16 protein-coding genes are annotated in these 19,520 nt (G+C 60.9%); 9 read left to right on the top strand and 7 right to left on the bottom strand.

Annotated elements, in window-relative coordinates:
- Positions 1-62: 62 nt before the first annotated feature.
- Positions 63-875, top strand: a complete 813-nt coding sequence (locus AC3WS7_RS12315; RefSeq protein ID WP_492656561.1) for a crotonase/enoyl-CoA hydratase family protein — start codon at positions 63-65, stop codon at positions 873-875.
- 40 nt (positions 876-915) lie between these two features.
- Here AC3WS7_RS12315 and AC3WS7_RS12310 read toward each other — a convergent pair whose 3' ends face one another.
- The 3 genes from AC3WS7_RS12310 to AC3WS7_RS12300 all read right to left on the bottom strand — a co-directional run bounded on the left by AC3WS7_RS12310 (position 916) and on the right by AC3WS7_RS12300 (position 5,744).
- Entirely contained in the window at positions 916-2,829 is a 1,914-nt protein-coding gene (locus AC3WS7_RS12310; RefSeq protein WP_492656560.1) for a DUF3857 domain-containing protein, read from the bottom strand.
- A gap of 62 nt (positions 2,830-2,891) precedes the next feature.
- Positions 2,892-4,160 (bottom strand): tetratricopeptide repeat protein, encoded by a 1,269-nt coding sequence (locus AC3WS7_RS12305; RefSeq protein ID WP_492656559.1) that lies wholly within the window; start codon positions 4,158-4,160, stop codon positions 2,892-2,894.
- A 78-nt stretch (positions 4,161-4,238) separates the two neighbouring features.
- A complete protein-coding gene (locus AC3WS7_RS12300; protein WP_492656558.1) occupies positions 4,239-5,744 on the bottom strand; it encodes a tetratricopeptide repeat protein in 1,506 nt (501 codons plus the stop codon).
- Between the two features lie 85 nt (positions 5,745-5,829).
- Here AC3WS7_RS12300 and metG point away from each other — a divergent pair, with 85 nt between their 5' ends.
- Genes metG through nadB form a run of 3 tightly spaced genes read left to right on the top strand, consistent with a single transcriptional unit; the run spans position 5,830 to position 11,340 of the window.
- The gene (metG, locus tag AC3WS7_RS12295; protein WP_492656557.1) at positions 5,830-7,998 is read left to right on the top strand and encodes a methionine--tRNA ligase; all 2,169 of its coding nucleotides are present in this window, start codon (positions 5,830-5,832) and stop codon (positions 7,996-7,998) included.
- A 31-nt stretch (positions 7,999-8,029) separates the two neighbouring features.
- A complete protein-coding gene (locus AC3WS7_RS12290) occupies positions 8,030-9,700 on the top strand; it encodes a SulP family inorganic anion transporter (protein WP_296465373.1) in 1,671 nt (556 codons plus the stop codon).
- 32 nt (positions 9,701-9,732) lie between these two features.
- Positions 9,733-11,340 carry an L-aspartate oxidase gene (gene nadB / locus AC3WS7_RS12285; protein WP_492656556.1) on the top strand — a complete coding sequence of 536 codons (1,608 nt, stop codon included), beginning with the start codon at positions 9,733-9,735 and terminating at the stop codon, positions 11,338-11,340.
- A gap of 77 nt (positions 11,341-11,417) precedes the next feature.
- Here nadB and AC3WS7_RS12280 read toward each other — a convergent pair whose 3' ends face one another.
- Positions 11,418-11,837 carry an Lrp/AsnC family transcriptional regulator gene (locus AC3WS7_RS12280; RefSeq protein WP_296465368.1) on the bottom strand — a complete coding sequence of 140 codons (420 nt, stop codon included), beginning with the start codon at positions 11,835-11,837 and terminating at the stop codon, positions 11,418-11,420.
- A 161-nt stretch (positions 11,838-11,998) separates the two neighbouring features.
- On the opposite strand from AC3WS7_RS12280, the gene ocd reads away from it, so the two are divergent.
- Together ocd and ctlX are read left to right on the top strand one after the other, a co-directional pair.
- On the top strand, positions 11,999-13,048 hold the full coding sequence (ocd, locus tag AC3WS7_RS12275) for an ornithine cyclodeaminase (protein ID WP_492656555.1): 1,050 nt from the start codon (positions 11,999-12,001) through the stop codon (positions 13,046-13,048).
- Positions 13,049-13,078: 30 nt separating this feature from the next.
- Entirely contained in the window at positions 13,079-14,011 is a 933-nt protein-coding gene (gene ctlX, locus AC3WS7_RS12270) for a citrulline utilization hydrolase CtlX (RefSeq protein WP_492656554.1), read from the top strand.
- Positions 14,012-14,035: 24 nt separating this feature from the next.
- Here the strand turns inward: ctlX and AC3WS7_RS12265 are convergent, their stop codons facing one another.
- Both AC3WS7_RS12265 and AC3WS7_RS12260 read right to left on the bottom strand, forming a co-directional pair.
- Positions 14,036-15,274 (bottom strand): EAL and HDOD domain-containing protein, encoded by a 1,239-nt coding sequence (locus AC3WS7_RS12265; protein WP_296465360.1) that lies wholly within the window; start codon positions 15,272-15,274, stop codon positions 14,036-14,038.
- 67 nt (positions 15,275-15,341) lie between these two features.
- Complete coding sequence (locus tag AC3WS7_RS12260) at positions 15,342-16,040, bottom strand: glutathione S-transferase N-terminal domain-containing protein (protein ID WP_296465357.1); 699 nt, start codon at positions 16,038-16,040, stop codon at positions 15,342-15,344.
- A gap of 88 nt (positions 16,041-16,128) precedes the next feature.
- Between AC3WS7_RS12260 and chrA the strand changes: the two genes are divergently transcribed.
- From chrA to AC3WS7_RS12245, 3 genes are all read left to right on the top strand, one after another.
- Positions 16,129-17,490, top strand: a complete 1,362-nt coding sequence (chrA, locus tag AC3WS7_RS12255; protein ID WP_492656553.1) for a chromate efflux transporter — start codon at positions 16,129-16,131, stop codon at positions 17,488-17,490.
- A 9-nt stretch (positions 17,491-17,499) separates the two neighbouring features.
- The gene (locus tag AC3WS7_RS12250) at positions 17,500-17,823 is read left to right on the top strand and encodes a rhodanese-like domain-containing protein (RefSeq protein WP_492656552.1); all 324 of its coding nucleotides are present in this window, start codon (positions 17,500-17,502) and stop codon (positions 17,821-17,823) included.
- Between the two features lie 83 nt (positions 17,824-17,906).
- Complete coding sequence (locus tag AC3WS7_RS12245) at positions 17,907-18,683, top strand: uracil permease (protein ID WP_492656551.1); 777 nt, start codon at positions 17,907-17,909, stop codon at positions 18,681-18,683.
- A 307-nt stretch (positions 18,684-18,990) separates the two neighbouring features.
- On the opposite strand, the gene AC3WS7_RS12240 is transcribed toward AC3WS7_RS12245, so the two are convergent.
- A complete protein-coding gene (locus AC3WS7_RS12240; protein ID WP_492656550.1) occupies positions 18,991-19,299 on the bottom strand; it encodes a hypothetical protein in 309 nt (102 codons plus the stop codon).
- Between the last annotated feature and the right edge of the window lie 221 nt (positions 19,300-19,520).

Raw genomic sequence — 19,520 nt, 5'->3', positions numbered from 1 at the left:
AGCTGCCCGCGCATATTCCACGGGGGCTAGAGGCCTAAAACACTTAAAAACAGGAGATAGCCATGCAATTTGAAACTCTGAAGGTCACGCTGGATGCGCACATTGCCACCATCCGCCTGAACCGCCCCGACAAGGCCAACGCCATGAACGCCACCATGTGGCAGGAAATCCGCCAAGCCTTTGAGTGGGTGGACCGCACACCCGAAGCACGCGTGGCGGTGTTGCAGGGCGAGGGCAAGCTGTTCTGCGCCGGCATCGACCTGCAAATGATGATGGGCATCGGCCCGCAGATTGCCAATGACTGTGATGGCCGCATGCGCGAGTCGCTGCGCCGCATGATTCTGGATATGCAAGACACGTTGACCAGCCTGGAGCGTTGCCGCAAGCCGGTGCTGGCCGCCATCCACGGTGGCTGCATTGGCGGCGGCATCGACCTCGTCACCTGTGCGGACATGCGCTACGCCAGCGCCGATGCGTTTTTCACCATCAAGGAAATCGACATCGGCATGACCGCCGACGTGGGCACCCTGCAGCGCCTGCCCAAGCTTGTGGGCGACGGCATCACCCGCGAGCTGGCCTACACCGGCCGCAAGATGGACGCCGAAGAAGCGCAGAAGATCGGCCTGGTGAACCGTGTGTTTGAAAGCCACGAGGCGCTCTACGCCGGGGTTCAAGAGATTGCGGCCACCATCGCCGCCAAGTCACCCCTGTCCATCCGCGGCACCAAGGAAATGATCACCTACGCCCGCGACCACAGCGTGGCCGACAGCCTGAACTACATCGCCACCTGGAACGCGGCGATGCTGATGAGCCAGGATTTGACGGAAGCGATGACGGCGAACATGCAGAAGCGGGCGCCGGTGTTCAAGGACTGAGGGGGCTGGCAGTGTGCGCCGTGCACACTGCCCTTCTTAGTCATTCCGTGTCGCTAGGACGCGCGAAGGAATAGCCCAGAATATTGCGCGACTTGCGCAGGTTCTCCAGATAGGTGGGCATATCGGAAGGTTTGACAGCATCAGACAACGAGCGGTATTGATCCACCAAGGTCAGACGCCCCGGCTCAGATTTGACGGAGCTTTCAAATGCGAACGCCGGATCCTTGATGATGGAAGTCCCATTCTTGAACTTCCAGGATTCTGGCAGCAGCACATAGGTGGTTTGCCGGACATCCGCCGGGTGGAACAGGCCCAGCGGTTCCGTACGCACCGTGTTCCGTGGCGCACGCAGGTAGTCATTGACATCCGGTACCGCCACGTATGCCTCCATCGCATTGCCTTTGCCCTCGGTCCAGAACTCCGGAATCACGTAGTACTCCGTCATGGTGAGCTGGTTGGTGGCGGCGTTGTCGCTGATCTCGTAGGGGCGCGCAACGGAAATACTGGGGTAGAAGCGGGCGTAGTAATTCACCAACTGCTTTTGCACATCGTCCGGCGCATCCTTGGCTAGCGAATTGCGTGTGCGCTCGGCACTCAGGCCATCCAACACGGTGGTCACCGTGTAGGAGACCGGCTTGCCGGTTCCCGCTTTGCTGTCCAACACCGCCAGCACCTTGCGGTTGTACATCACGGCACTTCCCTGCTGGATCTCGGTCAATCCTGTTTGCTGTGGCTCCAGCACCAGCGCGTAACCAAAGTTAGCCTGTGAAATGTCGCTCAATCCGCCCAATTGCTGTTGCAAGGTTGGATCCAACCAGAATTCTTCCCCCCCCACCTTGGCCCGCACGATCACGTGATCGAATACGCCAGGCGACGGCTGCCATAGAGCAATGCCTTTTTTGTACCGGGTACTCACTAGGGCCGCGTTTGCCTCCACCCCCACCGCCTTGAGCAGCGTGAGTGTCAACAGGGTCTTGTCCTTGCAATCGCCGAATCGGCGCGACAGCACCAGCTCTGGCGGCGTAGGTGCATGGGATCCTGGCCCCACTTCCACGCCCAGGTAGCGCACAGTCTTTTGCACATACCGCAGCGCCTCTGCTGCGCGCTCTGCAGGATTGGCGTACTGGCTCTTGATGCGTTCCACCTCTGCCGTCAGCTCCGCCGGCAATCGGGTGGGCGTCGCGTACAGCGGCACGCCCCATTGCACCACCGACTGCCAGTCATGGTAATCGCTCCACTGCACAGAAGGATAGGGGTCAAACCAGGCCGGTGCATCGTCCCGAACACGCAGCGAAGCCGTCGCTTTCTGGCTCCATACATATTCCTTCAGGCCACCGACCAGACGCTCGACAGGCTCTGGCGCATTGTTCAGCGGCCTGATGGCGGGCTTGCGTCCTGGCTCCGTCAGCAGGCGGGCGTGAACCTGCAACACGGGAACACCCCACTGCAGGTCAAACTGGCTGTAATGCCGCCCACCAAACACCGGGTTGCTGCCACGCACCGTGTAGGCGTACTCCACGACATCACCCACCCTCACATCTTCAAGGAAGAGGTTGGCAGTCTTGCTGCCGTTGAAGATCAGCTGCTCCAGTGACTTCTCACGCTGCAGCACCTTGATTGCAGACGGCTCCAACTTGGGGATTATCTTGTCACCCCTGCGGATCTGGACTGAATGCAAATGCAGCGTCTGGTAGGACGGGTCAAAACGGATTTCGACATTGGACGAGTTCTCCAGCCCGCTCTCATTCTGGATTTTCAACGCAGAGTGGTAGTAGGTCTGCCGAGTGTTGCCCTGGACCAGGATTTGGCGATCCACCAGGAGATACGACACACCCTCGCTCTGTTGGCTCTGCGTAAGCTGGGTTTGCGTATCCGGCGCGATTTGCGTGACCCACACCGGCGGTTTCTCTATTTTGAATTCAGAAAAGGCCGGTGCAGCTTGGGCCCAATCCATAGTCAGTATTGAGAGGCAAGCTGCACCCCACACAACTAAATGTTTCTTCAAACTTCTCAAGGTCATTCTCCAGTCGCGAGAGCAAGGTCCAAGGCTTGCAAAAATTTGCCGGACTCGGCAAGTGCACGCGTCAGTTGCTGTGCCTTCTTGACTTGCATGTCGTTCAACGGAGTCTCGAATGGCGGTTTGAAATCGGCCAACATTACCGGCGTGCCGCTTTGAAGAGCCTCTGCATGGAAATACAGCGCGTAGGCAACAACACTGTTCGCGGGCAAGCCACTTCCCTGGTGATAGGCACGAGCCAGCCAAAAAACCGCGTCGACAAAGTTTTTGTCGGCCGCCTCCCTGATTAACTGAAGTCCTTGTTTCTGATCTTGCCGCTCATGCTCACCCAGCCCCCCGTACCATCGGGAAACTCCTTCCCGAAACAAACTTCGGGGGCTGCTATTGGGTTGCGTGCGATTGGCTGCCGAATACCTAGAAGCTGGCTTCGCCGCAAACTCCCCTGAAACTAAGGACAAATAGTAAAGCTCAGGCTTGCCGCTAGACAAGGTTTGTCGCGCCTGATACGCACGGTCGACCTCCTGTTGCTCGATAACCATCTCGGCTAGCGTCTTCCGTTTTATTTCAGAGAGCCAGACTATCGCGAAGCTGTTTCCGTGACCGGCAGCACGTTCACTCCACATCAAGGACTTCTCAAGGTCCTGCTTCACACCCCAACTGAAATAAAACATCTTCCCGAGCAGAAATTCTGGCAGTGAACTCCCAGCGAGTGCCGAGAGTTCAAGCCAAGTTGCAGCTTCCCGGTACCGCTTCAAGTCGTAATACAAAACGCCCAAAGCCAACTGAGAGGATTCATGTCCTTGTGACGCGGCCTTGAGCCACCATCTCTCCGCCAAAAGAAGGTTTTGATCATTACGCAGGCCCCAAAGGGCAGTGAGACCCTGCTGAAACTGGTAGTCCGCATCTTCTCCCATGTCTTTACGAACGACCGCCGTTCGATTCGACTGAATATCTATCCTGCCGTTTGCGATGGATTCGAGAATTGCTCTGGAAAGCACGCCACCTTTGCCTGCATTCTCTTTGAGAATCTCCAGGCCCTTGGCTTGGTCCTTCGGAAGGCCCACGCCGCACACCTGCATCATTGCCAGCATTGCTGGAAATTCCTCATTGTTGTTTGACTCCTTGCGCAAGAAGTCCAACTCTGATTGATTCAGCAATTTACCCACGGGTATCTGCAATATCTCGGCAAGTTGATCACAACGCATGACCTCTCTAGCGTGAGCCGTCAGTGCGACACAAAAGGTCAACGCAATCCACAATTTTTTCATTTTTACTCCCCTCCAGCAAAATCGATCCTAACTACCCCTGTGATGTCTTCTCGTGACACACAACTGACTCTGACAGAACTACGGCGTCGTAGCGCGATCAAGTGCAGTCAGGTAATCACCGGGCACTGACATCTCACGAATCAAGCGCCTAGCTTTGGAAATCTCCACGGTGGACATTTCATCTTCGAATGCGGGGTGATAGTTCTCCAGCAAAGAATCAAGCTCGTCATCAGCCCACTGACCAGCAAACTTCAGCGCGTACGCAGCTACTAGGCTTTTTTCAACTCCGACACCCGACAAGTAAGCATCAGCCAGCCGCGTCCTAGCAGAGACATTGTTTCCATCTGCAGCTAATCTGAGGAAGTACACGCCGAGAGCAGGATTGATGGGCAATCCATCGCCCTTCAAGTACGCAAGCCCCAAATGGGCCGTGCTCTGCATATCTCCACCATCCACCGCGCTCATGTACCAACACAATGCTTGCTCAACATCCTTCTTCTTACTGGCCAGGTGTTGCGCCATCTTCACCTGAGCTTCATAGGCCCCTTGCTTCGCCCATGAAAGGTCGTTGGCTATCGTAATGTCTGTCACCGCATCGCCTATTCCGCTGCAAGCATATAAATCCTGCAAAAGCGGATGCTTTGAAGCTATGCGAACATCTTGTGAGAATGACTTCTTCTGGGAATCTGCTTTTTTCCTCCAGAGATAGGCTTCACGCAAGTCAACGGACACCCCCAAGCCCCGTTCATATGCGTTTGCCACAGCAGCCTGGGCATCTGGTACTGACCGATCGGCCGCTTGGCGATACCACTTGAGACTCTTCGCGTGGTTCAACTCCGCAAGAATCCCCGCAGAGTACATTTTTCCTAAACGTAGCTCTGCCAGCACCAAGCGTTTTTCAGCGGCAAAAGTAAATCGCCGCAAGGCAAGGCTCGCGTCAACGGGAGCTCCCAGTCCCTTGGAGTAGATGTACCCCGACAAATACGCTGACATTGCGTCGCCTGCAGTTGAGCCAATCTCGCTCCACTTCAATGCATCCGCATATTTTTCCCTTGAGATATAAAACTGCGCGAGAGTTGCGTAGGCATCCAAGTGGCCTTGACTTGCTGCTTTCACCATCCAGCGTTCGGCCGCTGCAAGGTCTTGCGGCAATTCAATGCCCTGCCAATACAAACGTCCAATTTCAACCTGTAGCTCAGGGACACCGTGCTCTGCGCCAAGTTGTAACCACTTTCGAGCCATTCTGGCGTCATCAGGGACACTCAAATAGCCCTTGTGCAAAAAGTAGAGCGCTGAAAAAGCAAGGGGGTTGAGTTCTTCAGCTGCACGCTCGATCTCATGCAATCCCCGCTGAACATCTTTTTGAACTCCGATACCACAGAGATACAGGAAACCTGCCCCAAGCGCCCCGATTTCGGGTGATTCGCGCACCATGCTCTGAAGCTGTAGCCACTCAGCATTCGTAAACAGGCGTCCTTCTTTGATAGGAGTCAATTTGCGTAGATCTTGGCATGTAGGCATCTCCATTTGCGCAAATGCCGTGGATGCAAGACCAAGTAGTAGCACCGATAGTATTTTTTTCATACAGCGCCTCCCTATTTGCGCTCCAACCATTCTAGAAGGCAGGCCCGACTAAAATCCCGGGTTCCTCCGTGAAAGTCGATTTCCCATGCCCCGCCAACTCTTCGTCACCACCGCCCTCCCCTACGCCAACGGCAACTTCCACATCGGCCACATCATGGAATACATCCAGGCCGACATCTGGGTGCGGTTCCAGCGCATGCAGGGCAATGCGGTGAACTTCGTGGGCGCGGACGACACGCACGGCGCACCCATCATGATTGCCGCCGAGAAGGCCGGTGTGACCCCCCAGCAGTTCGTGGCCAACATTGCCGCCGGACGCAAGCAGTACCTGGACGGTTTTCACATCAGTTTTGACAACTGGCACAGTACCGACGCACCAGAAAACCACGAACTGGCCCGCCAGATCTACCGCGACCTGCGTGACCGTGCGGATGGCAGCCTGATCGAAGTGCGCACCATCGAGCAGTTCTTCGACCCCGAGAAGAACATGTTCCTGCCCGACCGCTACATCAAGGGCGAGTGCCCCAAGTGCCACGCCAAGGACCAGTACGGTGACAACTGCGAGGTCTGCGGCTCGGTCTACGCGCCCACCGACCTGATCAACCCGTTCTCGGCCCTGTCCGGCGCCAAGCCCGAGCTCAAGAACTCCGAACACTTCTTCTTCAAACTCTCCGATCCACGCTGCGTGGAGTTCCTCGAAAACTGGACGCAGGACGGCAAGCTGCAACCCGAGGTGGCCAACAAGATCAAGGAATGGTTCACCATCCGCACCAACCCGGACGGCACCACCAGCGAAGGCCTGGGCGACTGGGACATCAGCCGTGACGCGCCCTACTTCGGTATCGAGATTCCCGACGCGCCGGGCAAGTACTTCTATGTGTGGCTGGACGCACCCGTGGGCTACCTGGCTTCCCTGAAAAACTGGTTCGACAAGGGCGGCCCCAAGGCCAAGCACGGCGACACGCGCAGCTTTGACGACTACATGGCGGCGGCCGACACCGAGCAGTACCACTTCATCGGCAAAGACATCGTCACCTTCCACACCTTGTTCTGGCCCGCCATGCTGAAGTTCAGCGGCCGCAAGACGCCGAACAACGTGTTTGTGCACGGCTTCTTGACCGTGAACAACGGCGAGAAGATGAGCAAGAGCCGCGGCACCGGCCTGGACCCACTCAAGTACCTGAGCCTGGGCATGAACGCCGAGTGGCTGCGCTACTACCTGGCCGCCAAACTGTCGGCGCGCAACGAAGACATCGACTTCAACGCCGACGACTTCATGGCGCGGGTGAACAGCGACTTGATCGGCAAGTACGTGAACATTGCCAGCCGCGCAGCCGGATTTTTGACCAAACGCTTTGACGGCAAGTTGACCAGCGATTTTGGCGCCACCGGCGCAGCGCTGCTGGCCGAGGTGCGTGGCGCAAGCGACGCACTGGCCCAGATGTACGAAGCCCGCGAATATGGCAAGGCCACCCGCGAGATCATGCTGCTGGCCGACAAGGTGAACGCCTATGTGGACCAGAACAAGCCCTGGGACCTGGCCAAGGATGTGGCCAACAACCAGGCGCTGCACCAGGTGTGCTCGGTGCTCATCAACACCTTTGCCGCCCTCACACGCTACCTCTCCCCCGTGCTGCCCGGTCTGGCGCAAGCGGTGCAAGGCTTTGTGGGCGTGGACATGCAGCAGTGGAACGTGGCTGGCGATGTGCAAGCGATTGCGCCTTACCAGCACCTGATGCAACGCGTCACCCCCGAGCAACTGGACGCTCTTTTTGAAGTAAAAGAGGCTGCAGCACCCGTGGAACCTGCGCAAGCAGCTCCTAAAAAGGTAGCAAAACCAGCGCCAGCAGCGGTGCCCGCAGACCCTAATGCGCCCGGTGGTGAGGCCTTGGCGCCCACCATCAGCATTGACGACTTTGCCAAGATCGACCTGCGCATTGCGAAGATCGTGAACTGCGAAGCCGTGGAAGGCTCCACCAAGCTGCTGCGCCTCACGCTCGATGTGGGCGAGAAGAATGCCGAGGGCCAGCCCACCACGCGCAATGTGTTCAGTGGCATTGCCAGCATGTACAAGCCCGAAGAGCTGGTGGGCCAGCTCACCGTGCTGGTGGCCAACCTGGCGCCCCGCAAGATGAAGTTCGGCATGTCCGAAGGCATGGTCATGGCGGCCAGCCATGCGGATGAGTCGGCCAACCCCGGCATCTACATCCTCAACCCCTGGCCCGGCGCCCAGCCCGGCATGCGCATCCACTGAAAGCTCCGCGCCCCACCCATCCGTCCACCGCATGCAAGCCCCACTGGAATTCCGCCCCAAGCTCTTGCAGGCGTTACAAGGCTATTCCCGCCAGCGGTTTTGGGGCGATGTGGGGGCCGGCCTCACGGTCGGCGTGGTGGCGCTGCCGCTGGCCATGGCCTTTGCCATTGCCAGCGGGCTCAAGCCCGAGGCGGGGCTGTTCACCGCCATCATTGCGGGCTTTCTGATCTCGGCCCTGGGTGGCAGCCGGGTGCAGATTGGTGGCCCGGCCGGCGCCTTCATCGTCATCGTCTACGGCATCGTGGAGCGCTATGGCCTGGCCAACCTGATCATTGCCACGGCCATGTCGGGCGTCATGCTGTTTGTGTTTGGCCTGTTCAAGCTGGGCACGCTGGTGCGCTTCATTCCCATCGCGGTGGTGATCGGGTTTACCAACGGCATCGCGGTGCTGATTGCGGTGTCGCAGGTCAAAGATTTCCTGGGCCTGCAGGTGCCCCACATGCCGGGCAACTTCTTTGGCATTGTGCAAACCATCTTCCAATCGCTGCACACCCTCAACGGCTACGCCACCTTGCTGGCGCTGGCCAGCCTGGGCCTGATCGTGGGCTGGCAATGGGGCGTGCCCCGCCTGGCCTCTACTCGGCCTTGGGCGCGCAAGTGGACACTGGTGCCCGGTTCCATCGTGGCGCTGGTGCTGGCCACGCTGCTGGTCAGCGTCAGCGGCATTCCGGTGGAAACCATTGGCACGCGGTTTGGCGGTGTGCCCAGCAGCCTGCCCACCCTGGTCTGGCCCGATGTTTCGTGGGAAACCGCGCGATTCTTGCTGCTGCCGGCCTTCACGCTGGCATTGTTGGGGGCGATTGAGTCCTTGCTGTGCGCGCGCATTGCCGACAGCATCATCGACGACCGCCACAACCCCAACCAGGAGCTGATGGCCCAGGGCATTGCCAACTTTGTGGCGCCATTTTTTGGCGGCATGCCCTCCACCGGCACCATCGCCCGCACGGTGACCAACGCCAAAAGCGGTGCCACCAGCCCGGTGGCCGGCATAGTGCACGCGGCCACGCTCTTGCTGGTGGTGCTGGTGGCAGCACCGCTGGCGCACAACATTCCACTGGCCACCATGGCCGCCATCCTGATGTTTGTGGCCTGGAACATGGGCGAGTGGCGCGAGTTTGTGCACCTGCGCCAGTACCGCCTGCCCTACCGTGCCACGCTGTTGATGGTGTTTTTTCTGACCGTGGTGTTTGACCTCACCGTGGCGGTGGAGGTGGGCCTGGTGGCGGCCTGTGTCACGTTCATCTACCGCATCTCCAGCCTCTCACGCTGCGAACAGGTCAACACGCAAGACTACCCGCCGCTGTCCGGGCTGGAGGCGCGTGTGGCGGCCTTCCGGCTGCACGGCGCGATCTTTTTTGGCGCGGTCAAACTCATTGAAACACTGGAAGACCGCTTGCCCCAGCGGGTGCTGGTGCTGGACTTCAAGAACGTGCTTTATATCGACTCGTCGGGCGCCGATACGGTGGCCGACCTGGTGCGCACCTGCCACAAGCGGGGTGTGCGTTTTATCGCCTGTGGGTTGGCCTTCCAGCCGCAGGACATTTTGCTGCGCTGTGGTGTGACCGAGGCCCTGGGCCCCGCCAACCTCAGCCCCACGCTGGCCCAGGCCCTGGAGCTGGCGGTGCACGACGCCCAAGGCTAGTGCGCCCCCCCCCCAACCAACCTTCTTTTTGCATGTCCGCTTCTACTTCCACTTCCCTGTCCTTTGATGTGCTCATCGTGGGCAGCGGCTTGGCCGGGCTCAGCGCAGCGCTGCTGCTCGCATCTACCCACAAGGTCGCCATCCTCACCAAACGCGCGGTGCGCGAAGGCAGCAGCGGCTGGGCACAAGGCGGCATTGCGGCCGTGTGGGACAAGGACGACAGCTTCGCCGCCCACGTGGACGACACGCTCATCGCCGGTGCGGGCCTGTGCGATTTGAAAGCCACGCAGTTCGTGGTGGAGAACGCACCCCAGTCCATCGCATGGTTGCAAAAGCTGGGTGTGCCATTCTCTGAAGAAGCGGGCCACGCCGGCCAGCTGCACCTCACGCGCGAAGGCGGCCACAGCGCGCGGCGCATCGTCCACGTGACGGATGCCACCGGTGCCGCGGTGCAACAGACCCTGATCGAGAAGGTGAAAGCCAGCCCGAATGTGACGCTGTTTGAGCACCACACGCTGGTGGACCTGATCACCACCACCAAGCTGGGGCAAGCCGGAGAGAACCGCTGCGTGGGCCTGTACGCGCTGGACGACGACACCGACGAGGTGCTGACCTTCCAGGCGCCCCACACCATCCTGGCCACGGGCGGCGCGGGCAAGGTCTACCTCTACACCACCAACCCCGACACCGCCACTGGCGACGGCATTGCCGCCGCCTGGCGCGCGGGCTGTGCGGTGCAGAACATGGAGTTCATCCAGTTCCACCCCACCTGCCTGTACCACCCACACGCCAAGAGCTTTTTGATCAGCGAAGCGGTGCGTGGTGAAGGCGGCCGCCTGCTGCTGCCTGACGGCACCCGCTTCATGCCCGCACACGACCCACGCGCCGAGCTGGCACCACGCGACGTGGTGGCGCGCGCAATTGACTTCGAGATGAAAAAGGGTGGCTTTGATTGCGTGTACCTCGACATCTCGCACCAGCCGCTGGCGTTTATCCAGGAGCACTTTCCCAACATCTATGCACGTTGCCTGGAGCTGGGCATCGACATGTCCAAGCAGCCCATCCCGGTGGTGCCGGCCGCGCACTACACCTGCGGCGGTGTGCGCACCGACCTCTCGGCCCGCACCGAGGTAGCGGGCCTCTACGCCGTGGGCGAGACTGCCTGCACCGGCCTGCACGGCGCCAACCGTTTGGCATCCAATTCGCTGGTGGAGTGCATGGTATTTGCGCGAGCAGCTACACATTTAATAGCAGAAGAACTGGCCCGGGGTGCTGGCGCAGCCACCCTGGCCCTGCCCGCCTGGGACGACAGCCGCGTGACCGACTCCGATGAATCGGTGGTGATCTCGCACAACTGGGACGAGCTGCGCCGCTTCATGTGGGACTACGTGGGCATTGTGCGCACCAACAAACGGCTGGAACGCGCGGCCCACCGCATCGCACTGCTGCAGGGTGAGATCCAGGAGTTCTACGCCCACTTCCACGTCACGCGCGACCTGCTGGAACTGCGCAACCTGGTGCAAGTGGCCGACCTGATCGTGAAAAGCGCCCAGGCCCGCCACGAGAGCCGCGGCCTGCACTTCAGCCGCGACTACCCTGAGCTGCTAGCGCAAGCCGTGCCCACCACGCTGCTGCCCTGAGCCATCGATTTGCTCCTGAATCAGGAGCTACTCGCGCAATATCCACGGGTGCCATAGGCACTTTTTACTTAGAAGCGCTACTTGTAGGTCGATAGCAGAATGCTGGTTTCGGTGGTCCCAATGCCATCGATCTGGCGGATGGTGCGCAGCACAGCATCAAAGGCCTCCAGGGTATCGGCACGCAGCTCGGCCACGATGTCCCAACGGCCATTGGTGCTGTGCAAGGCCTGCACGTTTGGGTGGCCACGCAAGGCGGTCATCACCTCCATGGCGCGGTTGCCTTCCACGGCCACACTCATGAGCGCGCGAATGCGGGCCGCCTCGGCTGCGGGTTTGAGCCGCACGGTGTAGCCGGTAATCGTGCCTTCTTTCTCCAAGCGGGCCATGCGGTTCTGCACCGTGGCGCGTGCCACCCGCAGCTTGGCCGCCAGGGCCACGGTAGAAAGGCGCGCGTTGTCGCGCAGCAGGCCCAGCAGTTCTCGGTCGGTATCGTCCATGTATTTTCAAAATGCCATTGAGTCATGGCATTTTGCTACTTATTGATAACTTTTTGCCTAAAAGTTGCGCTTCTGTTTGGCCGTGCCTGCCGAAACAATCTCTCTTATGCCATGCAAGCGCTTTGCATGCCCTGAGATTTTCCACTTTCCGAGCACTGACCATGACCCGATTTATTGATGTTCCCGCGATGACCCAGTTGATCCACACCATCGGTGTGAAAGACTTCATCGGCCAGTTGGCCGATCACATCCAGAACGACTTTGTACGCTGGCCGGACTTCGAAAAGTCTGCCCGCGTGGCCAACCATTCCGAGATTGGTGTGATTGAACTGATGCCCGTGTCTGACGCCCAGCGCTACGCCTTCAAGTACGTGAACGGCCACCCTGCCAACACCGCCAAAGGTCTGTACACCGTGATGGCTTTTGGCGTGTTGGCCGAAGTGGACACCGGCTATCCGGTGCTGCTCTCCGAGCTGACGCTGGCCACAGCCCTGCGCACCTGCGCCACCTCGCTGATGGCAGCCCGCGCCCTGGCCCGTCCGGACAGCAAGCGCATGGCCCTGATCGGCAACGGTGCGCAAAGCGAGTTCCAGGCGCTGGCCTTTCACCACTGGCTGGGCATTGCAGAAATTGCCGTGTTCGATGTGGACTCCGAGGCCACCGACAAGCTGGTAGCCAACCTGGCCGCCTTCCCCGCCCTGCGGGTGGTCCGCGCCACCACCACTGCCGAGGCGGTAGCGGGCGCCGACATTGTGACCACCGTGACGGCCGACAAGGCCTACGCCACCATCGTCACCCCCGACTTGCTGGAGCCCGGCATGCACCTCAATGCGGTGGGCGGCGACTGCCCCGGCAAAACCGAACTGCACGCCGATGTGCTGCGGGCGGCCCGGGTGTTTGTGGAATTCGAGCCACAGACCCGGGTGGAAGGTGACATTCAGCAACTGCCCGCCGACTTCCCCGTGGTGGACTTGTGGAAGGTGCTGGCCGGCACCGAAACGGGCCGCCAAAACGCAGAGCAGATCACCGTGTTCGACTCGGTGGGTTTTGCACTGGAAGACTACTCGGCCTTGCGTTTTGTGTACGAACAGGCACTGCGACTGAACATTGGCACCGATGTGGAACTGGTTCCCGAGGCCAGCAACCCCAAAGACCTGTTCAGCCACACCCGCCGCCAGGCGGGCCGCGCCCGCATGCGCCGTGTGGCCTGAGCGGCAGCAACACCGCCCCAGGAGTCCGCCATGCGCCCCCAGATTTACCCCCAAGCCCCCGCCGCCGTGGTCATGGTGCGCCCCCACCACTTCACGCCCAACCCGCAAACGGCAGCGGACAACGCGTTCCAGCGCAGCGACCTCGGCCGCCAAGCCGATGAGGTGGCGCAGCAGGCCTATGCCGAAGTCACCGAGGCCGCGCGCCTGCTGCAACAGCATGGCGTGCAGGTGCACCTGTTTGAAGACGAGCACCCGGGCCGCACACCCGACGCCGTATTTCCCAACAACTGGTTTTCCACCCATGCGGGCGGTCATGTGGCGCTGTACCCCATGTACTCGCCCAACCGGCGGCTGGAGCGGCGCATGGATGTCATCGAGATGCTCAAAGCGCAGTACCGGGTGCAGGACGTGATCGACTACTCGGGTCTGGAAGCCGACGGTCTGTTTTTGGAAGGTACGGGCGCCATGGTGCTGGACCATGTAGCACGCGTGGCCTACACCGCACGCAGCAACCGCGCCAACGCGATTGCGCTGGAACGTTTTGCCACACACTTCAACTACGAGCCCATGGCCTTTGACGCGGTAGACGCACAGGGCCGCGCCGTGTACCACACCAATGTGCTGATGTGTGTGGCCACCGATTTCGCACTGGTAGGCCTGGAGCTGATTGCCGACACCGCACGCCGCACCGAGGTACGGCAGCGGCTGGAAGACACCGGGCGTGAAGTGGTGGCACTCAGCGCCCAGCAGATTGGCGAGTTTGCCGGCAACGCGCTAGAGCTCAGCAATGGCCAGGAGCGCCTGCTGGCCCTCTCCAGCCGGGCGCTGCAAAGCCTGCAACCACAGCAAATCAAAACGCTGGAGCGCAGCGTGCGCCTGCTACCACTGCGCGTCCCCACCATCGAGTTGGCCGGAGGCTCGGTGCGCTGCATGCTGGCGGGGGTGCACCTGGCAGCACGCTAAGCGCCACCGTCCACGCGATTGGCGCTACTGGTAGACCGCGTCTGCCCAGACAATGGCCTCCATGTGGGCCACGTTGATCTCGCGGTAGGACAGCTCCAGCCGCTGCGCGGATTCAGCAAACACGGTGGCGTCCTCCATCTCGCAGGCAATTGCCATGGCCAGCAGGTCCATGTATTTGCCGCTGCCCTGCAGCAGTGCCTCGGTAATCGCACCGTCCAGCCCCAGCATGGACAGGGCCTCGGCCAGGGTGCAGCCCAGCATGCGGTCCAGCAGGGAGAACAGGCCGATCAAAAAAGCCTCCTCCTGCTCTTCGGGGGAGAGGGTCTTGCTGCCCAGCAGCTCCATCATCTTGGCGCGCACCACCGCCATATTGCCGGCCAGGCTGGGTTTGCCATCCACACCGGCGGTCATCAGCATGGCGGCCCAGCGCTGCAGGCGTTCGTTGCCCAGCAGCATCACGGCCTGGCGGATGGAGGTGATCTTGGTGCGCAGGCCCAGGCCGGCGGAGTTGATCAGGCGCAGCAGGTTGTAGCCCAGCGCTGCGTCCTTTTTGATGGCGAGCTCAACCTCGTCCACATCGGCCTCGCTGCGCAACTTGTTGAACAGGTGGGCTGCGCTGGCCTGGCTGGGGCTGACCACCTGCGACTTGAGCAGCTCGGGCCGCGAGAACCAGTAGCCCTGGAAGAAGTGAAAACCAATGTCCTTGAACACCTCGAACTGCGCCGCGCTCTCCACCTTTTCGGCCACGGCAATGGCGCCAGTGCGGGTGTGGATGGCGTCCACCAGGGACTTGAGTTTGGCAGGGTCAATGGCGCGCACGTCCACCTTCACAAAGTCGGCAATGCCCTGCCAGGACTTGTAGACCGGCGCCACCACCGTGTGGTTGAAGGCCAGCCGAAAACCCCGCTTGCGCAGCGTCATCAACTTCAGGCGCGCCTCTTCAATGCCGGCCGCATCGTGCCCGGGAAAAGGCGGCACCTCGATGATGGTGCGCTGGGGCACCAAAAAGTCCCAGTGCGAGCCGGTCAGGCTCTCGTGCGTGGCGTTGATGAAGAGGTCGGCCTGGCCGTTGACCAGCTTGCTGCCGCTCTGCGCCATGACGTTGAGCACCAGCGACACATCGCTGGCCAGGGTGTGCGCGCGGTCGCCCTGCATGCGGTTGAACAACTCGTAGCCCACGATGGACTTGTCGGCGTCCACGATGTGCTGGCGGGCAATCGAAAAGCTGGATGCGTCAGAGGTTTCTGCGTCTGAAGAACTCACGGCGACCTTTCTGCAGCGCGGTGGGGGTGCCACCGCCTCCCTGCCCTCGCATGATGCCTGAGCTTTGTCAGGCCGGAATAGCCAGCCCCCGCTCCACGGCTGGCCGTGCCACAAAAGCTGCCAAGACCCGCGCCACGTTGGGGAAGTCGGCAAATCCCACCAGATCACCCGCCGCATAAAAGCCAATCAGGTTGCGCACCCAGGGGAAGATGGCGATGTCGGCAATGGAATAGCTGTCGCCCACCATCCACTGGCGGCCGGCCAAGTGCTTGTCCAGCACGCCCAGCAGGCGCGTGCTCTCGGCCACGTAGCGGTCGCGCGGGCGCTTGTCCTCAAAGTCTTTGCCGGCGAACTTGTGGAAGAAGCCGAGCTGCCCAAACATGGGGCCAATGCCGCCCATCTGGAACATCACCCACTGGATGGTTTCGTAGCGTTGGGCCGGGTCTTGCGACATGAGCTGGCCAGTTTTCTCGGCCAGGTAAATGAGGATGGCACCGGACTCGAACAATGCCAACGGCTGGCCACCGGGACCGTTGGGATCGATGATGGCGGGGATCTTGTTGTTGGGGTTGAGCGAGATGAACTCGGGCGTGAGCTGGTCGTTGGTCTGGAAGCTCACCAGGTGCGGCTCGTAGGGCAGGCCCAGCTCCTCCAGCGCAATGCTCACCTTCACACCATTGGGCGTGGGCAGCGAGTAGAGCTGCAGGCGGTCGGGGTGCTGGGCGGGCCATTTGGCGGTGATGGGGAAGGCAGATAAATCGCTCATGTGCATATTCCTTTTTGCTCTGATTTTGATAGCTGTTTGCGCATATTCCATGGGCTCTGGAGGCACAAAACACTTAGACTATCCGACTATGAATGCCCAAGCATCCACCAAGGATACCGCCCCTACCGAAGCACCGCCGCCCGTGTCACTGTGGCAGGCCTTTGCCTTCTGGCTCAAGCTGGGCTGGGTGAGCTTTGGCGGGCCCGCCGGGCAGATTGCCATCATGCACACCGAGCTGGTGGAGCGGCGACGCTGGATCTCGGAGAAGCGCTTTTTGCACGCACTGAACTACTGCATGCTGCTGCCCGGCCCCGAGGCGCAGCAGCTCGCCACCTACATCGGTTGGCTCATGCACCGCACCTGGGGCGGCGTGGTGGCGGGCACGCTGTTTGTGCTGCCCTCGCTGTTCATTCTGGTCGGCCTGTCCTGGGTCTACATCGCCTTTGGCGACGTGGGCTGGGTGGCCGGCATGTTCTACGGCATCAAACCCGCGGTGACCGCCATCGTGCTGCAGGCGGCACACCGCATTGGCTCGCGCTCGCTCAAAAACAAGGCCTTGTGGGGCATTGCCGCGGCCTCGTTTGTGGCCATCTTCGCGCTGCAGTTGCCCTTCCCGCTCATCGTGCTGGGTGCGGCGCTGCTGGGTTATGCCGGTGGGCGCTGGGCGCCCGCACTCTTCAGCGGCGCAGGCGGACATGGCGCCGCAGCCAAGCATTTTGGTGCCGCGCTGATTGACGACCACACCCCCACCCCGGCCCACGCGCGCTTTCGCTGGGGCCGCCTGGCCACGGTGGCGCTGGCGGGCGCCGTGCTGTGGGCGCTGCCCATGGGCGCGCTGACCTGGGGCCTGGGCTGGGACCACACCTTCACGCAAATGGGCTGGTTCTTCACCAAGGCCGCGTTGCTCACCTTTGGCGGTGCGTATGCGGTGTTGCCTTATGTGTACCAGGGCGCGGTGGGCCACTACAGCTGGCTCACGCCCACGCAAATGATCGACGGACTGGCGCTGGGCGAGACGACGCCGGGGCCGCTGATCATGGTGGTGGCGTTTGTGGCGTTTGTGGGTGCGTATGCCAAAGCGGTGCTGGGGCCGGACCAGCTGTTTCTGGCCGGCGCCATTGCGGCCTGCCTGGTCACCTGGTTCACTTTCCTGCCCTCCTTCCTCTTCATCCTGGCGGGCGGCCCGCTGGTGGAGAGCACGCACAACGACATGAAGTTCACCGCGCCACTCACCGGCATCACCGCCGCCGTGGTGGGCGTGATCGTGAACCTGACGCTGTTCTTTGGCTACCACGTACTGTGGCCGCAAGGCTTTGCCGGCCCCTTTGACGGGGTGGCCGCGCTGATTGCACTGGGCGCCGCCATCGCCCTGTTCCGCTACCAGCGCAAGGTCATGCACGTCATTGCGGTGTGTGCGCTGGTGGGTTTGTTGTTGTCACTTTTTCATTAGGAAAACCCCATGGACGCCATCACCGCCACCGAACTCGCCCAGCTGCAAGCACAAGGGCAGGCCGTCACGCTGCTGGATGTGCGCCGCGACAGCGCCCGCCAGCAAGGCGGCACCCAGATCGCCCACGCCCAGTGGCACAACCCGGCCCAGTGGCTGGATTGGAAAGACCAGGTACCCAAGGACACGCCGGTGGTGCTGTACTGCGCGCACGGTCGCGAGATCAGCCAGGGGCTGACCACCGCGCTGCGTGTGATGGGCCTGAACGCGCGCTACCTGAATGGTGGTATTGCCGCCTGGCAGGCCGCGGGTTTGCTCACCGAACCAACGGCCTGATACCGCTGGTGGCGGTGCCTAGAATGGCCCTCCATGAACGCACACCACCCGCTTCCCACGGCCCTGCCAGATCGGGCTCTGCCATGCAGCTGACCTCCGCAGGCGTGACCTTTCTGGCCATCAGCGCAACCTTCCTCGCCGCCGCCATCTGGCTGGGGCGGCGCGTGTCGCAGCGCAGCCAAGGTGGCAAGAAGGGCGGCAGCGCGCTGCTCGTCATCATCATCATCTTTGCGTTGCTCGCCTTGTTCGTGCCCTTCACCTACTGGACTGGCCAGGCGCTATATGACCTGGCCACCAAACCCAGCTACAGCGCCACCGTGGTCGGCCACACCTCGGAGTTGCGCGACTACGAAGAAAAAGATTCCAGCGGCCGCACCGTGCGCGGCCAGCGCCTGATGCACACCGCCCAGGTGCGCTTTGTCGGGCCCGATGGCGAGACGCTGGAGTTGTCCAACTCGGTAGCGTCCACCGAAATCCCGAATGAAGGCGCCAGGCTCAAGGTGGTGTACGCCCCGGGTGACCGATCAGCCACCGAGCTCAGCCCCCGCAGCGTGGGCCTGTGGCTGGGGGCCTGCGTCATGCTGTTCATCCTGGGCTACTTCTTGTGGGCCACCATCTGGTACGCACTGGGCCGCCCCATGGCCGGCGTGTCGTCCTTCGGCGCCACGTTCCTGCTCCGCGTCTTCCTGCCCGGCGTCAGCTTGCTGATGGCACTGACCCTGGGCTACGTGGCACTCAAGTACTTCGCCCTGGGCAACCCGGACGGCTACCCGCTGTGGGTGGCCTGCCTGTGCACCCTGTTTACGCTGGCGCTACTGCCGCTGCTGGTGACGCTGTTTACGCGGGGGAAAGGGGAATAGGCGGAATGTCGCGCCTTTGGAGAACGCTTGAATTGCTATTGATTCAATAGCTGCTTGCGCATATTCCACGGGGGCTAGATGCCAAAAATGCTTAAAAATCAGTTCACCCCGATGCGCAGAGGTGACACGCCCTTGGGTGCTTGCTATCCAATGCTATGGGGCGTCTGCTCGACGGAGAAATGCGTGGACACGGGGACAGCTGCTGCAGACCGAAAGCGGTCGCTCAAAGGGATAGCAGGAAAAGGCTGGTTGCGGACGTTGGCAGCGCTTGCAGTAGCGGGTCCAGTTGAACGAGAGGGGTTAGGCCTCATTCGGCAACACTGGAGATCATCTGTTCAAACTTACTCTGCTTGACATGTTGGCGCAACAATTTTGCTAAAACTGCCAACCCAATAGCTAAACAAAGCACGGCGATGCCCCAGTATGTGTACGCCGGACCTCTCGGTCCGAACAGAGCTTCCGAGAAAAAATAGAGCGGACCAGCTTTGCCCGTTACTGGCCTAGTCGCAGGGGCAAACCATTCTCCTACCCCTGCAAGTGCAAAAACAATGGCAAAGCTCAGTAAAAGAACGCAGGCCACATTTGGCGTAAGCATTTTGGCTCGGAGGCTTTGCATTGACGACAATCTTTAACGTGGAAGTGAGCGAACGCCGAAGGTGAAATAGCGACACCCCTCGCAGCCTGTCAGCTCTGATTTTGACGATTCGGCTTGGCTTTGAATATCCCCCATTCGGGTGATTTTGCGAATGTCGGCTTCCGCCGGCGGATTCAACCGGTCGATGCAACACATTCGCTGAACATCTCAGCGGGTGTTTGGAAGCCGAGCGTTTTGCGTGG

This window comes from Rhodoferax sp. EU05-FHT12H12, assembly GCF_058791215.1.
Note: the sequence above shows the minus strand (reverse complement) of the source record. Positions and strands in the feature narration are given on the sequence as shown.